Annotated in this window: 17 protein-coding genes and 1 tRNA gene; 9 read left to right on the top strand and 9 right to left on the bottom strand. The window is 63.7% G+C overall.

Annotated elements, in window-relative coordinates; all coding sequences use genetic code 11:
• Positions 1–42: 42 nt before the first annotated feature.
• A complete protein-coding gene (locus tag I6A82_RS08905) occupies positions 43–588 on the bottom strand; it encodes a CC0125/CC1285 family lipoprotein (RefSeq protein ID WP_198094572.1) in 546 nt (181 codons plus the stop codon).
• A 554-nt stretch (positions 589–1142) separates the two neighbouring features.
• Between I6A82_RS08905 and ppdK the strand changes: the two genes are divergently transcribed.
• The 5 genes from ppdK to folE all read left to right on the top strand — a co-directional run bounded on the left by ppdK (position 1143) and on the right by folE (position 8047).
• Positions 1143–3833, top strand: a complete 2691-nt coding sequence (ppdK, locus tag I6A82_RS08910; protein ID WP_198094573.1) for a pyruvate, phosphate dikinase — start codon at positions 1143–1145, stop codon at positions 3831–3833.
• 85 nt (positions 3834–3918) lie between these two features.
• On the top strand, positions 3919–5214 hold the full coding sequence (locus tag I6A82_RS08915; RefSeq protein ID WP_187336013.1) for a chloride channel protein: 1296 nt from the start codon (positions 3919–3921) through the stop codon (positions 5212–5214).
• Positions 5215–5278: 64 nt separating this feature from the next.
• Positions 5279–5355: transfer RNA gene (locus tag I6A82_RS08920), tRNA-Arg, on the top strand.
• Positions 5356–5434: 79 nt separating this feature from the next.
• Positions 5435–7306, top strand: coding sequence for a DEAD/DEAH box helicase (locus I6A82_RS08925; RefSeq protein WP_198094574.1), 1872 nt, complete (start codon positions 5435–5437; stop codon positions 7304–7306).
• A gap of 120 nt (positions 7307–7426) precedes the next feature.
• Positions 7427–8047 carry a GTP cyclohydrolase I FolE gene (gene folE, locus I6A82_RS08930; RefSeq protein WP_187336015.1) on the top strand — a complete coding sequence of 207 codons (621 nt, stop codon included), beginning with the start codon at positions 7427–7429 and terminating at the stop codon, positions 8045–8047.
• A gap of 324 nt (positions 8048–8371) precedes the next feature.
• On the opposite strand, the gene rplI is transcribed toward folE, so the two are convergent.
• The 5 genes from rplI to I6A82_RS08955 form a co-directional block, all read right to left on the bottom strand.
• A complete protein-coding gene (rplI, locus tag I6A82_RS08935; RefSeq protein ID WP_198094575.1) occupies positions 8372–9055 on the bottom strand; it encodes a 50S ribosomal protein L9 in 684 nt (227 codons plus the stop codon).
• 13 nt (positions 9056–9068) lie between these two features.
• Entirely contained in the window at positions 9069–9293 is a 225-nt protein-coding gene (gene rpsR, locus I6A82_RS08940) for a 30S ribosomal protein S18 (RefSeq protein ID WP_187336017.1), read from the bottom strand.
• 3 nt (positions 9294–9296) lie between these two features.
• Complete coding sequence (gene rpsF, locus I6A82_RS08945) at positions 9297–9695, bottom strand: 30S ribosomal protein S6 (protein WP_187336018.1); 399 nt, start codon at positions 9693–9695, stop codon at positions 9297–9299.
• A 350-nt stretch (positions 9696–10045) separates the two neighbouring features.
• On the bottom strand, positions 10046–11017 hold the full coding sequence (locus I6A82_RS08950; protein ID WP_198094576.1) for an HWE histidine kinase domain-containing protein: 972 nt from the start codon (positions 11015–11017) through the stop codon (positions 10046–10048).
• A gap of 134 nt (positions 11018–11151) precedes the next feature.
• Positions 11152–12549 (bottom strand): UDP-N-acetylmuramate--L-alanine ligase, encoded by a 1398-nt coding sequence (locus tag I6A82_RS08955; protein ID WP_198094577.1) that lies wholly within the window; start codon positions 12547–12549, stop codon positions 11152–11154.
• A gap of 42 nt (positions 12550–12591) precedes the next feature.
• On the opposite strand from I6A82_RS08955, the gene I6A82_RS08960 reads away from it, so the two are divergent.
• Complete coding sequence (locus tag I6A82_RS08960; RefSeq protein WP_232343378.1) at positions 12592–13437, top strand: LD-carboxypeptidase; 846 nt, start codon at positions 12592–12594, stop codon at positions 13435–13437.
• Positions 13438–13470: 33 nt separating this feature from the next.
• Here the strand turns inward: I6A82_RS08960 and I6A82_RS08965 are convergent, their stop codons facing one another.
• The 3 genes from I6A82_RS08965 to I6A82_RS08975 form a co-directional block, all read right to left on the bottom strand.
• Positions 13471–14286, bottom strand: a complete 816-nt coding sequence (locus I6A82_RS08965) for an aspartyl/asparaginyl beta-hydroxylase domain-containing protein (RefSeq protein ID WP_198094578.1) — start codon at positions 14284–14286, stop codon at positions 13471–13473.
• A gap of 124 nt (positions 14287–14410) precedes the next feature.
• Complete coding sequence (gene cysK, locus I6A82_RS08970; RefSeq protein WP_198094579.1) at positions 14411–15331, bottom strand: cysteine synthase A; 921 nt, start codon at positions 15329–15331, stop codon at positions 14411–14413.
• On the bottom strand, positions 15331–16713 hold the full coding sequence (locus tag I6A82_RS08975; protein WP_198094580.1) for an MFS transporter: 1383 nt from the start codon (positions 16711–16713) through the stop codon (positions 15331–15333). Before I6A82_RS08975 ends, cysK begins: the two co-directional genes overlap by 1 nt.
• 148 nt (positions 16714–16861) lie before the next feature.
• Here I6A82_RS08975 and I6A82_RS08980 point away from each other — a divergent pair, with 148 nt between their 5' ends.
• The 3 genes from I6A82_RS08980 (at position 16862) to I6A82_RS08990 (ending at position 21693) form a co-directional block, all read left to right on the top strand.
• Positions 16862–18613, top strand: coding sequence for a DUF885 domain-containing protein (locus I6A82_RS08980; protein ID WP_198094581.1), 1752 nt, complete (start codon positions 16862–16864; stop codon positions 18611–18613).
• A gap of 69 nt (positions 18614–18682) precedes the next feature.
• Entirely contained in the window at positions 18683–20518 is a 1836-nt protein-coding gene (locus tag I6A82_RS08985; RefSeq protein ID WP_198094582.1) for a copper resistance system multicopper oxidase, read from the top strand.
• A complete protein-coding gene (locus I6A82_RS08990) occupies positions 20515–21693 on the top strand; it encodes a copper resistance protein B (RefSeq protein WP_198094583.1) in 1179 nt (392 codons plus the stop codon). Before I6A82_RS08985 ends, I6A82_RS08990 begins: the two co-directional genes overlap by 4 nt.
• The last annotated feature ends 9 nt before the right edge of the window (positions 21694–21702 follow it).

The raw sequence follows: 21702 nt of genomic DNA on the forward strand, positions 1-21702 counted from the left end.
AGGGGCGGGCGTCTGTCCGCCCCTTTTCGGCTGTCGCCGGTCTCAGCCCGGCATCTTCACGGATGAAGACAGCCGCGACATGACATCGGCGGCATTGAAATAGGTCTTTCCGCCCGCGCTGTTCGTCAGCCGAATGGTGGCGTGGGCATCGTAATTGTTCACGCTGGTCACATCGACGCTATTGTCCCAATTCGCCGTCGTCCACGGGTTCCATTCATAGGCACCGAACGGCCCGTACAGCGTGTAATAAGGCGAAAAGCCGGGATAGAGCCCACGGCCGATGGCGGGCGTCACGTCCACCATATCGGTATCGTCCGTGGTGGCATTCATGAGGGTGAACCCGGCAAAGCCCTTTTGCTGCGCGAGCTGCGCGGCGCGATAGAGCAGATAATTGTCGACCGTGACCCGGCTGGTCAGATTATTGCCCTTGAAATTGACCTGATAGACATTGTTGCCGACCATCATGTCGCTGTAGCCGTCCGCCATCGCCGATGCGCTGGCCGGCTGATAGGGGGTGGCCGCACAACCACCGAGAAGCGCCACGGGCAAGGTGGCAGCAAGGAAGAGGGTAAGAGTCTTCTTTTTCATTGTTATGACCTTTCATGCCTTGGCTTTGGCCAATTCATGCGTTGGCCGCAGCCGATACAATAAATCTTTATTTCGACTGTTGGTTCCTGTCCGTCAGCGGTCTTTTGTTCTTTCTGGTGCCGCAAATTTGCCAGTCCTTCCGGCACTGGCTAGGCCGGGAATTTGCCAGTGCCCCCGACACTGGCTAGGGCTGTCCACCGGGCAGTGGACAGGGGGGCAAAAAACCTGTCCTACACGCCCGTAAATGCGGCAGAAGATCAGGCTGATTCGATTGCCGCGGACGCGTCGCGCGCGCGTTGGCGCTGCCGTGGGGAATGCGAGGAGATGACGGTGAACGATAAGGATGCAGACCGGCGCACCGCGCGCGTCGCCCTTTTCCCGCCGCCCGCCCTCGGCACAGGCCCCATTGGCGCAATGCGGCGCCCGTTTATGAGCGCCAGGTTTCTCCCTCAGGCCAGATTTCTCCCTCAGGACAGTGTGAAGCGTGTGAAGCTGCGTTGCACCGGCCCGACCAACCCGAACTCCCAAAGCACAGACTCCAAAGGAGCCGACCGATGACCGACCAGAACTCTCCCCAGCGCTATGTGTACCGCTTCGGAGGCGGCGTGGCCGAGGGCGGCACGGGCGACAAGGCGCTGCTGGGCGGCAAGGGCGCGAACCTGGCGGAGATGGCCTCGATCGGCCTGCCGGTGCCCCCGGGCTTCACCATCAGCACGGACATGTGCGCGCGCTTCTACGATGAGGGCGAGACGCTGCCCGATAGCCTGCTGTCAGAGGTGGCGAACGGCATCGCGCATATCGAGGGCGTGACGGGCAAGGGCTTCGGCGATGCGGCCAACCCGCTTCTCGTCTCGGTCCGCTCCGGCGCGCGCATCTCGATGCCCGGCATGATGGACACGGTGCTGAACCTGGGCCTGAACGACGAGACGGTGGAAGGCCTCGCCGCGATCTCGGAAGACGAGCGCTTCGCCTGGGACAGCTACCGCCGGTTCATCCAGATGTACTCCGACGTGGTCCTGGGCCTCGACCACGGCCTGTTCGAGGAAGCACTGGAGATCGCCAAGGAAGACAAGGGCTACTTCAACGACACCGAGATGACCGCGGCCGACTGGCGCGCGCTGGTGGCGCAGTTCAAGAGCATCGTGGCGCAGGAGCATGACCAGCCCTTCCCGACGGACGTGAACGATCAGCTGAACGGCGCAATCGCCGCGGTGTTCGGCAGCTGGAACGTGGAGCGCGCGCGCGTCTATCGCCGCATCAACGACATCCCGCATGACATCGGCACGGCGGTGAACGTGCAGGCAATGGTGTTCGGCAACATGGGCGAGACGAGCGCCACCGGCGTCGCCTTCACCCGCGATCCCTCGACCGGAGAGCACGCCTATTACGGCGAGTATCTGATCAACGCGCAGGGCGAAGACGTGGTCGCGGGCATCCGCACGCCGCAGTACCTGACCAAGGCCGCGCGCGAGGAGGCGGGCGCCAAGCCGCTGAGCCTGGAAGAGGCGATGCCGGAGACGTTCGAGGAGCTGACCGCCGTGTTCGAGACGCTGGAGCAGCACTATAAGGACATGCAGGACATCGAGTTCACGGTGGAGCGCGGGCAGCTGTGGATGCTGCAGACGCGCACCGGCAAGCGCACGGCCAAGGCGGCGCTCAAGATCGCGGTCGACATGGCCGCCGAAGGGCTGGTGGACCGCAAGGCGGCGATCGCGCGGATCGATCCGATGCAGCTCGACCAGCTGCTCCACCCGACACTCGATCCCGATGCGCCGCGCGATGTGGTGGCGCGGGGCCTTCCCGCGTCGCCCGGTGCGGCGTCCGGCACGATCTGCTTCGATGCCGATACGGCGGAGCGGCGTGCGGCCAATGGCGAAAGCGTGATCCTGGTGCGCGTCGAGACGAGCCCTGAAGACATTCACGGCATGCACGCGGCGGCAGGCATCCTTACGGCGCGCGGCGGCATGACCAGCCACGCTGCGGTGGTGGCGCGGGGCATGGGCCGCCCCTGCGTCTCCGGCGCGGGCGAGCTGCGGATCGACGCCAAGGCGCGCACGCTGACGGTGGCGGGACGTACCTTCGATGAGGATGATGTGATCACCATCGACGGCGGCAACGGGCAGGTGATGGCGGGGCAGGTGCCCACGCTGCAGCCCGAACTGGCCGGCGACTTCGCAACCCTTATGGAATGGGCGGACGATCTGCGCGGCCTGAAGGTGCGGGCGAATGCGGAAACGCCGCTCGATGCCAAGACCGCGCGCGAATTCGGAGCGGAGGGCATCGGCCTTTGCCGGACCGAGCACATGTTCTTCGATGCCGGCCGCATCAGCGCGGTGCGCCAGATGATCCTGGCCGACAAGGAAGAAGGTCGGCGCACGGCGCTGGCCAAGCTGCTGCCCGAACAGCGCAGCGACTTCGCGGCGATCTTCACCGAGATGGCGGGCCTGCCGGTCACGATCCGTCTGCTCGACCCGCCGTTGCACGAGTTCCTGCCGCGCGAGGATACCGAGTTCGAAGGACTGGCGAGCGAGCTGGACGTGTCGGTCGATACGCTCAAGCGCCGTGCGGACGAGCTGCACGAGTTCAACCCGATGCTGGGCCATCGCGGCTGCCGCCTGGGCATTACCTATCCCGAAATCTACGAGATGCAGGCGCGCGCCATCTTCGAGGCAGCCTGCGACGTGGAGGCATCTTCGGGCGAAGCGCCGCTGCCCGAGGTCATGATCCCGCTGGTCGGCACCCGCCGCGAGCTGGAGATCACGCGCGAGATCGTCGATCGCACCGCCAAGGCGGTGTTCGAGGAGAAGGGGCGCGAGGTTGCGTACCTCGTCGGCACCATGATCGAACTGCCGCGCGCCGCGCTGATGGCGGGCGAGATCGCCGAAGTGGGCGAGTTCTTCAGCTTCGGCACCAACGATCTGACGCAGACCGCTTTGGGCGTCAGCCGCGACGATGCGAGCCGCTTCCTCGGCGACTATGTGGAGAAGGGGATTTACGAGCGCGATCCGTTCGTCAGCCTGGACCTCGCGGGCGTAGGCCAGCTGATCGAGATCGCGGTGGAGCGTGGCCGCAAGGCGCGCTCGGGCATTAAGCTGGGCATCTGCGGCGAGCATGGCGGCGATCCGGCGAGCATCGCCTTCTGCGCCAAAGCCGGCCTCGATTACGTCTCCGCATCGCCTTACCGCGTACCGATTGCGCGGTTGGCGGCCGCTCAGGCGGCGTTGAAGGGGAGCCAGGGCGGCTAGGAGCGATCGCCGCCTTTGATCCCGCCGCCGCTTCGTTATAGAGAGCGGTGATGCGCCCCACCGCAGCTCCTAACCGGATCGCCGCATGAAACCGATCACCCGCAACCGTGCCCGCGCTATGATGCGCGCGCATGGGCCCCAATCGCTGGTCTTCCGCCGCCGCGTCGCGATCGGTGCCGGTGCGATCGCGATCGGCGTGGTGGCGCTGCTGTTTGCCGATGTAAGCGACTGGGTGGCGGGCCGGTTCACCGCGTTTCACGAAGCCTACCCCTATGTACCGCTGGTCACGACCCCCTTGGGCTTCATCGTTCTGGTCTGGGCCACCAACCGTTTCGCACCGATGGCGCGCGGATCGGGCATTCCGCAGGTAATCGCGGCGAAGTCCGCCAGCTCCGGCACCATTGCGGCGCTGGTCTCCATGAAAACCGCTATCCTCAAGGCGCTGCTGACGCTCGGCGCGCTGCTGTGCGGGGGGTCCATCGGCCGGGAAGGGCCAACGGTACAGCTCGCCGCAGCGGTGATGGCGCAGTGCCACAAGATCATGCGGATACCGATGCGCACCTCGATGTACATCGCAGGCGGCGCGGCGGGGGTGGCCGCGGCGTTCAACACCCCGCTTGCCGGAATAGCCTTCGCGATCGAGGAACTGGCCGCCGCTTACGAACAGCGCGTGACGCTGCTCGTGATGACCGCGATCCTGATCTCCGGTATGGTCGCGCAGGGGCTTTCGGGGGACTATATCTATTTTGGCGTCAACGGAGCAGCGCTTTCTTTCAAGAGCGCGCTCATCGTCGCACCGCTGGCCGGCGCATTGGGCGGGGTCACGGGCGGCTGCTTTTCGCGGCTCCTGATTGCCGCGTCGCAGAGCACCAGCCGCCTGGGATCCCAGATCGCAAAGCGTCCGCTTCTGGCCGCCGGCATTTGCGGGGTCATCGTGGCGGTGCTGGGCGTGGTCACACAGCTGACCTGGGGCACAGGCTATGATCCCGCGCGCGCCATGATCGAGGGGCGCAGTCTGCCTTTGTGGTTCGGTTTCGCCAAATTTGCGGCGACCTTGGCCACAGCGGTTGCGGGGCTGCCGGGGGGCATCTTCTCGCCCAGCCTCTCGACGGGTGCAGGCTTCGGCAACATGCTGCGCTTCATGTTCCCGGGCGAACCCGCAAGCGCGGTCGTGCTCCTCGGCATGGTCGCCTATTTCACCGGCGTTGTGCGCGCACCGCTGACGGCCGTGATCATTCTTGCTGAAACCACCGTCAGCCGCGGCCTGATGATGCCCATGCTGGCGGCGGCACTGATCGCGAACCAGACCAGCCAGCTTGTCTGTCCGGACAAGCTTTACGAGACGCTGGCCCGCGGCTTCACCGGGCGATCGGAAAACTAATGCAAAAAGGTTGGAATTAGTCCTTGCAAGGATGGCATCTGGACCGTATCAGCCGCCCTTCCAAGCGCCCGTAGCTCAGCTGGATAGAGCACCAGACTACGAATCTGGGGGCCGGAGGTTCGAATCCTTCCGGGCGCGCCACTTTCCTGACAACGATCCAGTATAGCGCGCCGGCCAGATCGATCGGCACATCGCGGATCGTTGCACCTTATCGAGGCCCATGCCCTTCAACGATATCGCCGCCCCGCTTGCCGAGGCGCTTGCCGCGCGCGGCTATGACAACCCCACCGCCGTGCAGGCCGCCGTTCTGGAAGACGAGGCTGCCGGGCGTGACCTGGTCGTTTCGGCGCAGACCGGCTCGGGCAAAACCATCGCTTTCGGCCTCGCCATGGCCGCCGAGCTGATGGGTGAGGACAATCGTCTGGGCGTTGCTGCCGCTCCGCTAGCACTCGTGATCGCGCCGACCCGTGAGCTGGCTTTGCAGGTAAGCCGCGAACTTGGCTGGCTTTACGAAAAGGCCGGCGCCGTCATCGCTACCTGCGTCGGCGGCATGGACCCGGTCAAGGAACGCCGCGTACTGCGACAGGGCGCCCATATTGTCGTCGGCACGCCGGGCCGTCTGCGCGATCATTTCGAACGCAACGGTCTCGATCTGTCCGATCTTCGCACCGCCGTCCTCGATGAGGCCGACGAGATGCTCGATATGGGCTTTCGCGACGATCTTGAGGAAATTCTCGACGGAACGCCGGATCAGCGCCGCACGCTGCTCTTCTCGGCTACCATGCCCAAGCCCATCGTGGCGCTGGCCAAGCGTTATCAGCGCGATGCCCTGCGCATCTCGACGGTGGGCGAGGATCGCGGCCACGGCGATATCGCCTATCAGGCGGTGACAGTCGCGCCCCACGAAATCGAGCATGCGGTGGTGAACCTGCTGCGTTTTCACGACGCCGAGACGGCCATCGTCTTCTGCGCCACACGCGAGAGCGTGCGCCGGATGCACGCCAGCCTTCAGGAACGCGGCTTTGCAGTCGTGGCGCTGTCGGGCGAGCATTCGCAATCCGAACGCAATCACGCCATGCAGGCGCTGCGTGACGGGCGTGCGCGCGTCTGTGTGGCCACCGATGTCGCGGCGCGTGGCATCGATCTGCCCGCGCTTAGCTTGGTGATCCATGCGGAGATTCCGCGCGATGCGGAGACGCTGCAGCACCGTTCCGGCCGCACCGGGCGTGCGGGCAATAAAGGCACCGCGGTGCTCGTGGTGCCCTATCCGCGCCGCCGCCGCGTCGAATCGATGCTGCGCGGTGCCAAGGTGCAGGCGGACTGGATCGATGCCCCCACGCCGGAGGCGATCCGGGCGCAGGACCAGGAACGCCTGCTCACGGCTTTGCTGGAGCCGGCCGATTATGATGAGGAAGAGCTCCGCCTGGCAGATCGACTGCTGGCCGAGCGCAGCCCGCGCGATATCGCGGCGGCACTAGTCCAGATCCACCGTGCGAAAATGCCAGCACCAGAAGAACTGATCGAAAACTCGCCCGAGGCGCGCAAGGAGGCGCAGAAAGAGCGCCACCGTCCCGGCTTCGAGGACATCATCTGGTTCCGCATGGATGCGGGGCGGCGGCAGAATGCCGATCCGCGCTGGATCCTGCCGCTTCTGTGCCGCCGCGGTCACATCACAAAGAAAGACGTCGGTGCCATCCGTATCGGACCGGACGAAACCTTCTTTCAAATTCCGCGCGCGGTCAGCGGCGATTTCGAGGCGGCGCTTCGCCGTACTGCCAATTCGGACGAGCAGGGCGATCCGCGCGACGACATTACGATCACCCAATCGCCCGAAGGTCCGGCAGAGCGGACCCGCCCCGGTCGCAAACCGAAGCATGAGGGCAAGCCCGCAAACGCAGGGCGCCCCAAGCTGCACCGGAAAGAGGGCGGGGGAGATTCGCAGAACCAGCCCTCGGGCAAGGCGTTCAAGCCGAAATTCGCCAAGGGGAAGGGCGGCGCAGGCAAACCCTTCGACAAAGGCAAGTTCGATAAAGGCAAACGCGGCGGCGCTCCCAAAGGCGGTGCGAAGCCGTTCGCCAAAAAAGACCGGTAGGGCTTCACCGGCAGGTCAAGGCGCTGGCGGGCTGACAGCTCAAAGCCCGTTCGGGCTGCGCAAGCCCTTGCCCGACCGAGACTGGCGCGATAGCGCTGCGGGTCGGAAAAGGAGCGTGAAATGAGCGAATTCGATCATGCGGTAGACGGCGATCTGGTGCGTGCGCCGGACGGCAAGATAGCGGTGCCGCAGGATGTTCAGGACGCGATCCGAACGCTCATCCGCTGGACCGGCGACGACCCGGATCGCGAGGGTCTGCTCGATACGCCAAAACGCGTTGGACGTGCTTGGAAAGAATATTGCCAGGGTTATGAGGAAGACCCGGGCGTGCATCTCTCGCGCACGTTCGAGGAAGTGGGCGGCTATGACGAACTTGTCCTGCTGAAGGACATTCCGTTCCAGTCGCACTGCGAACACCACATGGCCCCGATTATCGGCAAGGCGCACATCGCCTATATGCCCACGGACCGAGTGGTCGGTATCTCCAAGCTAGCGCGCGTGCTGCACGGCTATGCCCGTCGTTTGCAGGTGCAGGAGCGCCTGACGGCCGAAGTGGCGCAGTGCATTCAGGATCAACTGAACCCGAGCGGTGTCGCAGTGGTGATCGAGGCAAGCCACGCCTGCATGACGGCGCGCGGTGTCCGGACGCCTGGCGTGTCGATGGTCACCAGTCGGCTGCTGGGCGTGTTTCTGGACGATCAGCGCAGCCGCAAGGAAGTCATGAGCTTGATGGGCTATTGATCCGCTGCGTTTGGGGTTCACGCAAGGCGCGAGCCTTAGCGAAAAGTTAACGTGGGCCGGGAACCTTAGCGACTTCGCTTCCGTTCATCGCACGTCAAGCAAATGACTTGCGCACGAGAGAACAGGAAATGCTGAAGAATATTCTCCCCCTTATCATGTCCGGCGGTACGCTGCTCGCCGTTGTCGCCGCGATGGCAGCGACAGTCTAGAGCGCGTTCAAACCCGCCCGGAAGGCCCGGAAGGGCCACGTGAAAAGGCGCGAGAACCGGTGGGTTCCCGCGCCTTTTCTGTAACTTGTAACGGGGGCATTGCAGCCCCCGTCGCTTATGCGTTGGCGTCGGACGGCGGGCTGGTGCCCTCGTCGCGCGGTGCGGTGCCGTCTTCGGCCTGTTCGACCGAAGCTTCCTCGAACACCTCGGCAGCGTCGGCTGCGCTCGGCACGCCTTCGTCGCCAGCGTCGCCGTCGCCGGTGACTTCGGCGGCAAGCTCGCGCAGCTCGGCCTGATCGTCCTCGAACATCTTGGCGATGACGTCGACGCCGCTGCGCTGCAGCTCGGCTTCGTCTTCGGAGCGGGCGACGTTGACCTTTACGATCGAAACCACCTCGGGGTGCAGCATGACGCGCACGTCATACATGCCGATCGACTTGATCGGGCGTTCCAGCACGATCATCGACTTGGTGATCTCGGCGCCCTGTTCGTTGAGGCCGTTCTCGATGTCGCGCACCGAGGCTGAACCGTAGAGCTGCCCGGTATTGGAGGCGGCGCGGATCAGCGTTACTTCCAGACCGTCGACGTCCTTGGACTTGGTCTCGGCGTCGCTGCGCTTCGAGGCGTTCTCGGCCTCGATACGCTCACGATTGGCTTCGAACACCTCACGGTTCGCCTTGTTGGCGCGCAGGGCCTTCTTGTTGGGAAGGAGGAAGTTGCGCGCATAGCCGTCCTTCACGGTGACGACGTCACCGATCGTGCCCAGCTTCTCGACGCGTTCCAGCAGAATGATATCCATGATCTGGCTCTCCTTACTTCACGACATAAGGGAGCAGGCCGATGTGGCGTGCACGCTTGATCGCACGCGAAAGCTCGCGCTGCTTTTTGGCGGAAACCGCCGTGATCCGGCTAGGGACGATCTTGCCGCGCTCGGAAATATATCCCTGCAGCAGCTTGGTGTCCTTGAAGTCGATCTTCGGCGCATCGGGCCCGCTGAAGGGGCAGGTCTTGCGGCGACGGAAAAAGGGTCGTGCCATGGCTTAGTTCCTTTCGTCCCGGTCGCGGCCGCGGCCGCCATCGCGTCCACCGTCACGGCCGCCCTTGCGGTCGCTGCGCTCGTTCTTGCGCATCTGCACCGACGGCTCGCTCTCCAGCTCATCCACGCGGATGGTGAGATAGCGGATCACGTCTTCGTTGACGCGGGTCTGGCGCTCCAGCTCTGCGATCACGCCTGCGGGCGCATCGATGTTAAGCATGACGTAATGCGCCTTGCGGTTCTTCTGAATCTTGTAGGCGAGGGACTTCAGGCCCCAGGTCTCGGTCTTGGTGACCTTGCCTTCATTGTCCTCGATGATCTTGGTAGCGTTCTGGGCGAGCGTATCGACCTGAGCCTGGCTCAGATCCTGGCGCGCCAGGAACACATGCTCGTACAACGGCATGAGTCATATCCTTTTCTTACCGATCGCTGACGCCGCACCGTGCGAACGCCCCTCCGGCCTTCTTCTGTCTCCCGCGGGGCGAACCCCCGGCGGAAGCGGCGCTCTTAGGCGAGCGGGCGGAAGAAGGCAAGGGCAGGTGAGCGAGAAAGGCCGGGAGAGCGGATTGGGCAGGCTTCAGGCGATATCCGGAAAGTCGCACCGATCCGCAGACACCCCCCTCTCAATTCGGACGAACCGAGTGGTACCGCCGACGAGTGGAGGGCGGTTTTCCGGTGAGGAGAGCGCGATCCTGCATCATGTCCGATGTAGCAGATCGCCCATGCTGTAGGGAAGGTCGCAGGCGTTGCGCGCTATCCGGCATGCAAGCGAATGCGACATTCCACACCCTCCCGGCGGAACAGCAGGTCGGCTGCGTCGTCGCCCGAAAGCGATTTCGAGATGAGCGTCGATCCAAAACCGGGTTCGGGCGCTTCTTCCACCGGCGGGCCGCCGCTTTCCTTCCAGATCAATTCCACGACGTCGGCCTCGCGGTCGATAGTGACGTCGACCCGTCCACTCTCATTGGAAAGCGCTCCATATTTGAGGGCGTTCGTCAGAAGCTCGTGAAGAACTAGGGCAAGACCCTGCGCCGGGGTCGCTCCCAGCCGGATTTCATCCACCACGGAAATGCGCACCTGGCTGGTGGTCCCGTCGAAAGCGGAAAGTTCCGCCTTGAGGATCTTGCTGGGCAACATCGTCTCGGTTGCGCCTTCCACCAGCAATTGGTGCGTGCGGGCGAGGGCGGCAACCCGGCGTTCCAGCGCCTTGGCGAAGCTCGGCAGGTCGGCCGCCCCTTTGGCCGATAGCCGCACCATCGACTGGATCATGCCGAGCATGTTGCGCACGCGATGGTTCAGCTCGTTGGTGAGCAATCTGAGCATGGCTTCGGACCGTTTGTTTTCGGTCACGTCGATGACATTGCCGATCAGCTTGACCGTCTTGCCGTCCTGATCCTGCACCGGACGACCGGCTGCCTGAATCCATCTTTCCTGGCCGCCCGCCGTCGTGATGCGGCATTCGAAATTCCAGTCACGATTTTCCGCGATGGCGCTTTTCTGCAGCTGATCGACGCGCCCCCGATCCGCCTCCACGACATGGTCCAGGAACAAGTCGTAATCCCATCTGTCCAAGCTGCCGGAGTAACCGAAGATTTCGTCATGGACTTCGTTTCTGACAGCCGCGCCGGAGTGGAGATCGAGCTCCCAAATTCCGATCTGGCCCGTCCGCAGCACGAGGCGGAGATGGTCCGCACTCTGTTCATCGAAAGGTTTCAAATCGGGCATGTCGAACCTGTGTTTGGCCTGTGCTTGGGGCGCGAACGTTATTTACGCTTGCATGAGATATGAGGCCTCGCCCGGCAGCCTTCAACGAACGGCCCTGACCCCAAGCCTTACCATCAACCGGTGACAGTGCAGCGTCAATCGCGAGCTTCAATCCGCCGGATCAGGTCTTGCGCGAAGTCGATCAGCGTATCGTCGCGCGCGCCCATGATGACGATGCGATCTCCATTCTCGGCCAATTGCACCAGCCGCTCACCCACCTCTTGGCGCTCGGCAACATAGTCTGCAGTCCCGCCCGCTTCCTCGATCCTCCCGACAATCTCTACGCTACTGACGCTGCGATCCGTGGTGCCGCCGAAATAAACCGGATCGCACAGAAAAAGCCGGTCGTCTGCGTGCAGTTCCGTGGCGAACATGGCGGCGAGATCATCACCCATGACGCGCAAGGGCCCGTAGCCATGGGGCTGGAAGAAGACGAGGAGCCGTCCAGGAAAAGCCTTCAGCGTGCGCAGCGTGGCAAGGATCTTTTCCGGATTATGCCCGAAATCGTCGATCACCGTCACGCCGCCCGCGGTGCCGACCACGTCGAAGCGGCGGCGCAGGCCTTCGAAGCGACCGATGGCAGCAACCGCGTCTTCGATCGGCACGCCGGCTGCTTCCGCGGCGGCGAGTGCGGCGAGCGCGTTGGCGATATTATGGCGGCCGGGCACCTGCAGCGTGACCGGATAGCGCTTGCCGCGCGCATCCAAGGTGAACCGGCTGCCGAGCGGCTGCTCCTCCACCTCGACCGCGCGGAAATTGGCACCGTCCGAAAAGCCGAAGCCGGTAACGCCGGTGATTTGTAGTCCGTCGATCAGCGCCGCGCTTTCGCGGTCGTCGGCATTCGAGATGACATGGGTCGCGCGCCGCGCGAATTCGCCGAACAAATCGCGCAGCTCGTCCATTGATTTATGATCGAGGCTGATATTGGTGAGCACGGCGATGTAGGGATCGAACAGCGCGATCGATCCATCGCTTTCATCCACCTCGCTCACAAAGGGGGCCCCGGCTCCCACACGGGCACTGGCGAAACCACCTTCCTCGCCTAGAAAATTCTTCATCACCGCGCCGTTCATCACGGTGGGATCGCGGTCGCAATCGGCCAGAATCCAGCCGGTCATGCCGGTGACGGTGGACTTGCCGCTGGTGCCGCCGACGGCGATCGGCAGTTCTGCCGCGTTGAACAGCCGTGCAAGCAGCTGCGCGCGCGTAAGCCGTTCGCAGCCGAGGCGCTTGGCCGCAGCGATGTCGGGCACCGTGTCCTCGATCGCGGCGGACGCGATCAGCGTCTGGCCTTCCGCCAGACCGCTACCGTCCTGAGCAAACAGCGTGATGCCGCGCGCGCGCAGCCATTCGAACTTGTCTTCGCTGCGGCCCTGATCGAGCGCACGATCCGATCCGGCGACGTTCGCGCCCTTAGCCCGCAGGATGGTGGCGAGCGGCAGCATGCCGCTGCCCCCGATGCCGCAAAAGAAATAGGAATTGTCCTTGGTCATCTGCGCTGGCTATGCGTGGCTGCAGGCTTTGGCAATGCGGGAATGGACGGAACCATGCGGATCGGAATTTGCGCCCCGGCAACGCCGTTGAGCCGCGAGCAGGCAGGCGAGGTCTGGTCGCTGGCCAAGCAATATTATCCCGATGCGGATTTGGTGTTTGATCCGCAATGCTTTGAAGAGGACGGCCATTTCGCCGGTAGCGATACGGACCGCGAGGCCGCATTCGTGCGGATGGCGAACGATTCGACGCTGGAGGCGGTCTGGTTTGCCAAGGGCGGCTATGGGTCGTGCCGCATCGCGCAGGCGGCAGTGGCGCAGCTGGGCGATGCGGCGAAGACCAAGCAGTATCTCGGATATAGCGATATGGGCTATCTGCTCGGCGCGCTCTACCGGGCCGGGATCGGCCAAGTCACGCACGGGCCGATGCCCACCGATATATCGCGCGAGGGCGGCAGCGCGGCGGTGGCCCGGGCGCTCGGCTGGCTGGTGCGGCGCGATGCATTGGCTTTGGCGCCCTCGCTGCAGGCAGGGCAGCGCTATGCCTGTTTCAACCTGATCACGCTGGCGATGATGACGGGCACGCCGCTGATGCCGGACCTGTCCGGCCATGTGCTAATCTTGGAGGAGACCGGCGAATATCTCTACGCGATCGACCGGCTGTTCTTCCATGTGACCAGCGTTCTGAAAGACGCGGGCCTTACCGGCATCGCGTTGGGCGAGGTCACGGCGGTGCCCGAGAACGATCGCCCCTTCGGGGCCACTGCCGAGGAGATTGCGCAGGACTGGTGCGGGCGGGCCGGCATTCCCTATCTGGGAAGGGCCGAGGTTGGCCACTCGATCACCAATCATGTGGTGCCGTTCGGGCTGTTCCAGCCGCTCGAAGCCTGACCCTGCATCGCAGGATCGGGCTTCGGGAAGACGCTACGCCTTGGCGGGCACCGGGATATTGGCTTCGGCCTTTTTGAAAGCCTCTTCCCAGCCGGTGAGATTGTTCTTGGCCTCGCGCACGAAGGGGCTGGCGCGAACATAGGCCATGATCGCTTTGGACAGCCAACTGCCCGGCGCGCGCATCGGGCGGGCGACCTGGCAGAGCAGAATGATCCGCGTCTCGTCCGTGTTGTTCCACACCTCATGTTCGTAGGTGTCGTCAAAGACCACCCATTCGCCTTCGCCCCATTGCACGCGCTGGTCTTCGACCTCCATCGTGCAGTTTTTTGCATCGCTGGGCACTTTCAGGCCCAGATGCGCGGTGATGAACGCCTTCGTCACGCCGCGATGGCGCGGGATGACGGTGCCAGGAGCGAGGATGGAGAAAAACGCGCTATTGAGACCGGGAATTTTCTCGGCAAGCGCGGTGGTGCGCGGTGCCCGGGCGATATTTTCGTGGATACGCTCGCCATAGCCGATCAGGAAGAAGCTGCGCCAGCTATCGTCCGTGGCGATACCGGCATGGTCGGGCGATAAGTCCTTGAGCGGCGGGATCGCGTTATGGTGGCGGTAGATCGCCATCGCTTCCTCGCGGATCACGTCGGCATGCTCCGCCAACGCCGCGGTCCAATCGAAATCTCCGGCATCGAGCACCGGCGTGTTCGGAATGCGCGAAAAGCCCGCCAGCCAATCGTTGATGCCGTGGCGGTGCTTCTGGAAGAATTTGAACAGGAAGGAGCGCTTGGGTTCTGCCGCGCCCGCGTGCGCCTTTGGCTGAAAGCTGCTGCGATCGGTCAGGGTTTTGGACATTGCTATCTCTTCAATTCGTCACACCGAGTCCCCACCCGCTTGGACAAGCTGGGACCCAAATGTGGCGAATTTTCGAACGAAGCATGGCGCGGGTTACGGCATTAACCGCCTTATTTCCTTGCTTTTACTCTTCGGGCAGGAAGTCGGGCACCGAGAGGTACCGCTCGCCGGTATCATAGTTGAATCCGAGCACGCGGGCGCCAGCAGGCAGGTCCTTCACCTTCTGCGCAATGGCAGCAAGCGTGGCACCGGAAGAGATGCCCACCAATATGCCTTCTTCCGAAGCGGACTTGCGTGCCCATTCCTTCGCGTCGGCTGGATCGACCTGAATGGCCCCGTCGATCGACTGGGTGTGCAGATTGTCCGGAATGAAGCCCGCGCCGATACCCTGAATGGGGTGCGGACCGGGTTTGCCGCCGGAGATGACGGGAGAGCCCGCGGGCTCCACTGCATAGGCCTTGAACTCAGGCCAGGCGTCCTTGAGTACTTCCGCGCAGCCGGTGATGTGGCCGCCGGTACCGACGCCGGTGATCATTACGTCGATCGGGCTATCTTCGAAATCCTTCAATATTTCATGCGCCGTAGTGAGCTTGTGGATCTCGAAATTGGCGGGATTGTCGAACTGCTGCGGCATCCAGGCGCCGTCGGTCTGTTCGACCAGTTCCTTCGCGCGGCTGATCGCGCCGCCCATGCCGCCCTCCTTGGGCGTCAGATCAAAGGTGGCGCCGTAAGCGAGCATCAGGCGGCGGCGTTCGATCGACATGCTTTCGGGCATGACGAGGATGAGTTTGTAGCCCTTCACTGCGGCCACCATCGCAAGGCCCACTCCGGTGTTGCCGGATGTGGGTTCGATGATCGTGCCGCCCGGCTTCAGATGGCCGTCCTTTTCCGCCTTTTCGATCATGGCGAGGGCGATGCGATCCTTGATCGATCCGCCAGGGTTCGATTTTTCGGACTTCACCCAGACTTCGTGGTCGGGAAACAGCTTGGACAGACGGATATGCGGCGTGTTTCCGATGGTCTGGAGGATGGTGTCGGCTTTCATTAAGGCGTCCCTTCGGCTTTGCTTTTCGTTTCCTGTTCAACCTTTGGTCCCGCCCCTCGTTCCATCGCGTCCGGCTCGGAGGCCAGAACCTCGTCCGACGGATCAAACGTCTTGGCCCCGGCCAGTTGCGGGAACAGGCGAATCCAGACGGCGGTGATCGCCATCGCGCCGATGCCGCCCGCCACCACCGCCCAGACCGGCCCGATCAACGCGGCGAGGAAGCCGGATTCGGCCTCGCCTAGTTCGTTGGAAGCGCTGATGGTAAGCTGCGACACCGCGCCAACCCGCCCGCGCTTGTCGTCCGGTGTGTTCAGCTGGATCAGCGACTGGCGGATATAGACGCTGAACATGTCCGACGCGCCGACGACGAACAGGCACAGCATCGAGAACCAGAGCAGGGTCGAGAAACCAAAGGCGATCGTCGCGCCGCCGAACACGAACACGGCGACGAGCATTTTGACGCCCACATTGGATTTCAGCGGCACGATACTGAAAATCGCAGCCACTACGGCGGCGCCCACCGCGGGCGATGCGGCCAGGAGCGACAAGGCGTGCTCCGGGCTGCCGCGCACCCAGTCCCCGACGGGGCCACCGATCAGGTCCGCGGACCAATCCAGATCGATGATGTCGCGCGCGAAGACCGGGATCAGCGCGGTTGCGCCGGCAAGCAGCACGGCAAACAGATCGAGCGTGATCGCGCCGAACACCAGCTTGTTGCGCCACACATAGCGGGCGCCCTCGACGATCTGCTCGATCGGTCCGGTGCGCTTGGGCGCGCTGCGCGGCACATCGCCTACAAAGAACATGCAGATTGCCGAAGCGGCGTAGAGGATGGCGGACAAGGTGTAGGGCAGATGCGGCGCGATGCCGTAAAGCGGACCGGCGATGCCCGGGCCCACCAGCGCGCCGAATTGCCACGCGATGGTGCTGAGCGCGATGGCCTGTGGCAGCACCTCCTTCGGCACCAAATTGGGGGCGAGGGCGCCCTGCGCCGGCCCCAGAAATGCTCGCGCCGTGCCCAGTAGGACAGCCATGAAATATAGCAGAGCGAGCGTCATGGACTGGCTGTAGGTGAGCAGCGCCAGCGTGCCCGCGATGGCCGCGAGCGCGGTCAACACGATCCGCACCACCCAGCGCCGGTCCATATGATCGGCGACCCAGCCGGTGACCGGTGTCAGGCAGAACAGGGGAATGAACTGGAGGAGCCCGATCAGCCCCAGCCGTGCCGAAGCCCCGGCGATGCCCATCGTCTCACGCGCCAGATTATAGGCCTGCCACGCGACGATCAGCATCATCGCATAGACCGCGAGCATGCTGAACAGGCGCGTGAACCAGTAGAAGCGGTAATTCGCGATGCGGAAGGGGTGGGGGGCGGCGCTCATCGCCGCACGCTATGGGGACGGCGGCGGGGCAGGGCAATATGGCGTGCGATTGGGCGCGGGATAGCCGCGCTATTTTCCGGGGCGCAAGCATCGCTTGGTCTCCGCCCGTCCCTGTGCCAGTCTCCGGTCATCAACAGGAGAAGAGTCCATGAACCTGCCCCGTCTGCCCCGGCTTCGCCATATCGCCGCGCTCGCCGCTTCCACCGCTGCGCTCGCCGCCTGTCAGACGGCGAGCACGGCGCCCCCCGCAAACAGCGCGGCGGCGTCCACCGGCACCACCCTTGATCAAGGCAAATGGGCCAATTTCCGCGATGCCTTCCTCACCGGCTATTTCAACCAATACCCCAATTTCGCGGTTTATCAGGGCAAGCATCAATATGACGGCATGCTGCCAGACTGGAGCCCGGCTGGACTTGCCGCGCAACAAGCCTTTCTGAAGACGACGATCCGCGACGCGAAGGCGATGACCGGCCTGACCGAGAAGGAACGGTTCGAGCGGGATTATCTGGTGCATGTAGCACAAGGCCAGCTGTTCTTTCTGGAAGATGCGGACTTCCCGCACAAGAACCCGGCTTTCTACGTCGGCGGGCTCGATCCCAATGTCTATATCGCGCGGCCCTATGCGGACGAGAAAACGCGCATGAAGGCATTCATCAAATATGCCGAAAACGTTCCGGCCGCCGCGGCGCAGATCAAGAACAATCTGAAACTGCCGCTGCCCGAAACCTTCGTCAAATATGGCCAGGCCGGGTTCGGCGGGTTTGCGGATTATTATACCGGCGATGCCAAGGAAGCCTTCGCCAGCGTGAAGGACCCCGCTTTGCAGGCGCAGTTCGATGCGGCGACCGCCAAGGCTGCTGCGGCGATGCGCGATCTGAGCGACTATGTCGGATCGCAGCCTGCCACGAAAGGCGGCTTCGCCATCGGCGCGCGGAACTTTTCGAAGATGATCCTGACCAATGAAGGCGTCGATACGCCGCTCAATCAATTGGAAGCGATCGGCGAGGCAGATCTGGCGCGCAATCAGGCCGCGCTACGCGAGGCCTGCGGCCAGTTCGCGCCGGGCGCGAGCATTCCCGATTGCATCGCCAAAATGTCCGCCGACAAGCCGGAAGGCGGACCGGTGGCCGAGGCGCGTCGCCAGCTGCCGATGCTGCGCCAGTTCATCATTGAGAACGATATCGTGACGATCCCCGGCACCGAGCAGGCGAAAGTCGAGGAATCGCCGCCCTATAACCGACAGAACAGCGCCTATATCGATATTCCCGGGCCCTATGAGACCGGCTTGCCCAGCGTCTATTACATCTCGCCGCCCGATCCCAACTGGGATGCGGCAACGCGCGCGGCCTATATTCCGGGCGTAAAGGATTTGCTGTTCACGTCGGTGCACGAGGTGTGGCCCGGCCACTTCCTCAACTTCCTGCACTCCAATCGATCGGACAGCATCTTCGGCCAGCTGTTCGTCGGCTATGCCTTTGCGGAGGGCTGGGCGCATTATACCGAAGAGATGATGTACGATGCGGGCCTCAACGATTTCGATCCGGAGACGCATATTGGGCAGCTCTCCAACGCGCTGCTGCGCGATTGCCGCTTCCTCTCCGCCATCCGTCTGCATACGGGCCGGATGACGGTGGAGCAAAGCTACGACCTGTTCCGCAACGAATGCTATCAGGACGAAGGCAATGCACGGCAGCAGGCGGCGCGCGGCACCTATGATCCGCAATATCTCAACTACACCATGGGCAAGCTGATGATCCGCAAGCTGCGCGAGGACTGGACCAAGGGCGATCGTTCGAAGTGGAAGGCCTTCCACGACGAGTTTCTGAGCTATGGCGGCCCGCCGATCCCGATGGTGCGCGCAGCCATGCTGAATGAGCCGACAGCGCGCGCGGTGTTCTGAACCGCGCGTAGTTGAAATACCCCCCAAGGGTATGCATGTAGCGGTCTGAAGTTTCGAGGACCGCTTCTTATGCCGATCACCCTGTCGCGCCGCCAGCTTATCGGCGGCACCACTCTGGGCGCTGCCGCAATGGCGGCGCCTGCCTGGGCGCGTGGCGGCGATCTGGCTCATAACGGATTGCTGCGGGCGGGCTTCGACGAGGTGCACGGGCGGGAGATTGACCTCACCATCGGGGAGGGCCACCGCATCGTGCAGGGCCGTCGCGGCCACGCCGTTGCGGTAAACGGCAGCGTGCCCGGGCCACTCGTTCGCCTGAAAGAGGGCGAGCCGGTGCGTATCAACGTCACCAACATGTTGGACACCGGCAGCTCGATCCACTGGCACGGCCTGTTGCTGCCCTTTCAATATGACGGCGTGCCTGGCGTCAGCTTTCCCGGCATTGGCCCGGGCGAAACATTCACTTACGACATTCCGGCACTGCGTCAGAACGGCACCTATTGGTGGCACAGCCATTCCGGCCTGCAGGAGCAGACGGGCCATTATGGGCCGATCGTGGTGGATCCGAAGGGCAGCGATCCGGTATTGGCAGACCGCGATTATGTGCTGCTGCTGAGCGAATTTACGCCCCGCCATCCGCATGAGATCATGGCCAAGCTGAAAAAGGGCGAGGGCTATTTCAATTATCAGCAGACGACCGCTACCGACGATTACCCGCTGAGCGGCGCGGACCGGCGGATGTGGGCGCGCATGCGGATGATGGCGACCGATATTCTGGACGTGACCGGATCGACCTACACCTACCTCCTCAATGGTCGCGGCCCGAAGGAAGGCATGGAATTTGCGTTCCAGCCGGGCGAACGGGTGCGGCTGCGCGTGATCAACGGATCGGCGATGAGCTTTTTCAACCTGCGCATTCCCGGACTTCCGCTGACGGTAGTGGCCGCAGACGGACAGAATGTGCAGCCCGTGGAGGTGGACGAGTTGCAGATCGGGGTGGCGGAAACCTATGACGTGCTGGTGGAGCCCGGCCGGCTTGCGGCCTATACCATCGTCGCCGAGGCGATGGACCGGTCCGGTATGGCCGTTGCGACGCTCGCTTCCACGCCCGGTGCGCGTGCCGCCATTCCGCCGCTGCGCGATCCTCCGCTGCTCACGATGGCGGACATGGGCATGAACCACGGTGCCATGGGCGGCGGCGATGGCATGGCGGGCATGGATCACGGCGCAATGGACCACAATTCGATGGGGCATGGCGCGATGAACCATGGCGGCATGGATCATGGGGCCGCCTCGTCCAAAGATGGCGCCATGGCGGGTATGGACGGAATGGACATGTCGGGCATGGCGATGCGCGACACCGCGGTGCTGCCCGATGACGTCAAGGTCGGCCCCGGGATCGACATGGTTTCGATGAACCCGGTCGATAAAATGGGCGATCCGGGGATTGGTTTGGACAAGGTGGACCACCGCGTCCTGAACTATCGCAAGCTGCGCGCGCTTTCGCCCAATCCGGACAGGCGCACGCCCTCGCGCTTCATGGAAATCCACCTCACCGGCAATATGGAGCGCTATATGTGGTCCTTCGACGGCCGGAAGTTCACCGCTGTCAGCGACGATCCGATCCGCTTCGCCTATAATGAGCGGGTGCGGGTGAAGCTGGTGAACGACACCATGATGGCGCACCCGATCCATCTGCACGGCCATTTTTTCGAGCTGGTGAATGGTGCCGACAGCGCGCACCAGCCGCTGAAACACACCGTGATCGTCCAGCCTGGCGGCAGCGCGCAGTTCGATCTGACCGCGAACGAGCCCGGCGATTGGGCCTTTCACTGCCACCTGCTCTATCACATGCACGCAGGGATGTTTCAGATCGTCAGCGTCGCAGCGCCGGAGACGGCGGCGTGACGCGTGCGATCGCTCTGCTGTTCGCACTCGCCGCCAGTCCTGTCGCGGCCCAGCATGCAGGCCATGGCGGCCATGCTGGTATGCAGCAGGCCGAGCCGGAAAAGGCCCCCGCTTCCGGGGCCGACCCTGCCGACGGGAAAGCGACCGCCAAGGAAAATGCCGCTTCGGGCCATTCCGGCATGGATCACGGGACGATGAATCACGGCTCCATGAACCATGACGCCATGAACCACGGCTCGATGGATCACAGCTCCATGAGCCAAGGGACCATGGACCACGGCACCATGGACCACAGCGGCATGGATCATGGCAGAATGAATCACGGCGCGGTGGACCAAAGCCGGATGACGCCGCAGGCCGCCGACAACGTCGCGCCCGCCCCCGGCGCCGCCGGCGCTGGTGGCGCTCCGTCCACCGGCACCGTCCCCACCTCCGAAGCCCCACCGCCCGCTGCCGCCGGTAGCGGTCCCGCCCGCGCCGCCGACGCCATCTGGGGCGCCGATGCGATGCGGGCTTCCCGCCAGCAGTTGAAAACCGAAAATGGCGGACAGCGTTTTTTCTGGTTCATGGCCGACCGCGCCGAATATCGCGCCCGCGATGGGCGCGACGGCTATCTATGGGATCTGCAAGGCTTCTACGGCGGAGATATCGACAAGTTCTTCTACAAGAGCGAGGGCGAGGGCAGCTTCGGCGAGCGCCCCGAAAGCGCGGAAGTGCAGGCGCTTTGGAGCCACGCCATCGGCCCGTGGTTCGACCTGCAGGCCGGGGTGCGGCAGGATTTCGCACCACGTGATCGCACCTACGCCGTGATCGGCGTTCAGGGGCTGGCCCCTTACCGCTTCGAAGTCGATACCGCTTTGTTCCTTTCGGACACTGGCGATCTGACCGCTCGTGCCGAGGCGGAGCTGGACCAGCGCATCACCCAGCGCCTGATCCTGCAACCGCGCGCTGAGTTCAACTTGGCGGCGCAGGACGTGCCGGAACTGGGCATCGGTGCAGGGCTCGACCGCGCAGAGCTGGGCTTGCGCCTGCGTTACGAAATCGCCCGCGAGTTCGCGCCATATATGGGCATCGAACAGGAATGGCGTGTAGGTCGCAGCGCCGACTTTGCCCGCGCGGAAGGCGAGCGTCCGTCGGCGACCAACTTTGTCGCCGGGGTGCGCTTGTGGTTCTGATCCCGACCG

It is taken from the genome of Novosphingopyxis sp. YJ-S2-01, assembly GCF_016093175.1.
Taxonomy (GTDB): domain Bacteria; phylum Pseudomonadota; class Alphaproteobacteria; order Sphingomonadales; family Sphingomonadaceae; genus Novosphingopyxis; species Novosphingopyxis iocasae.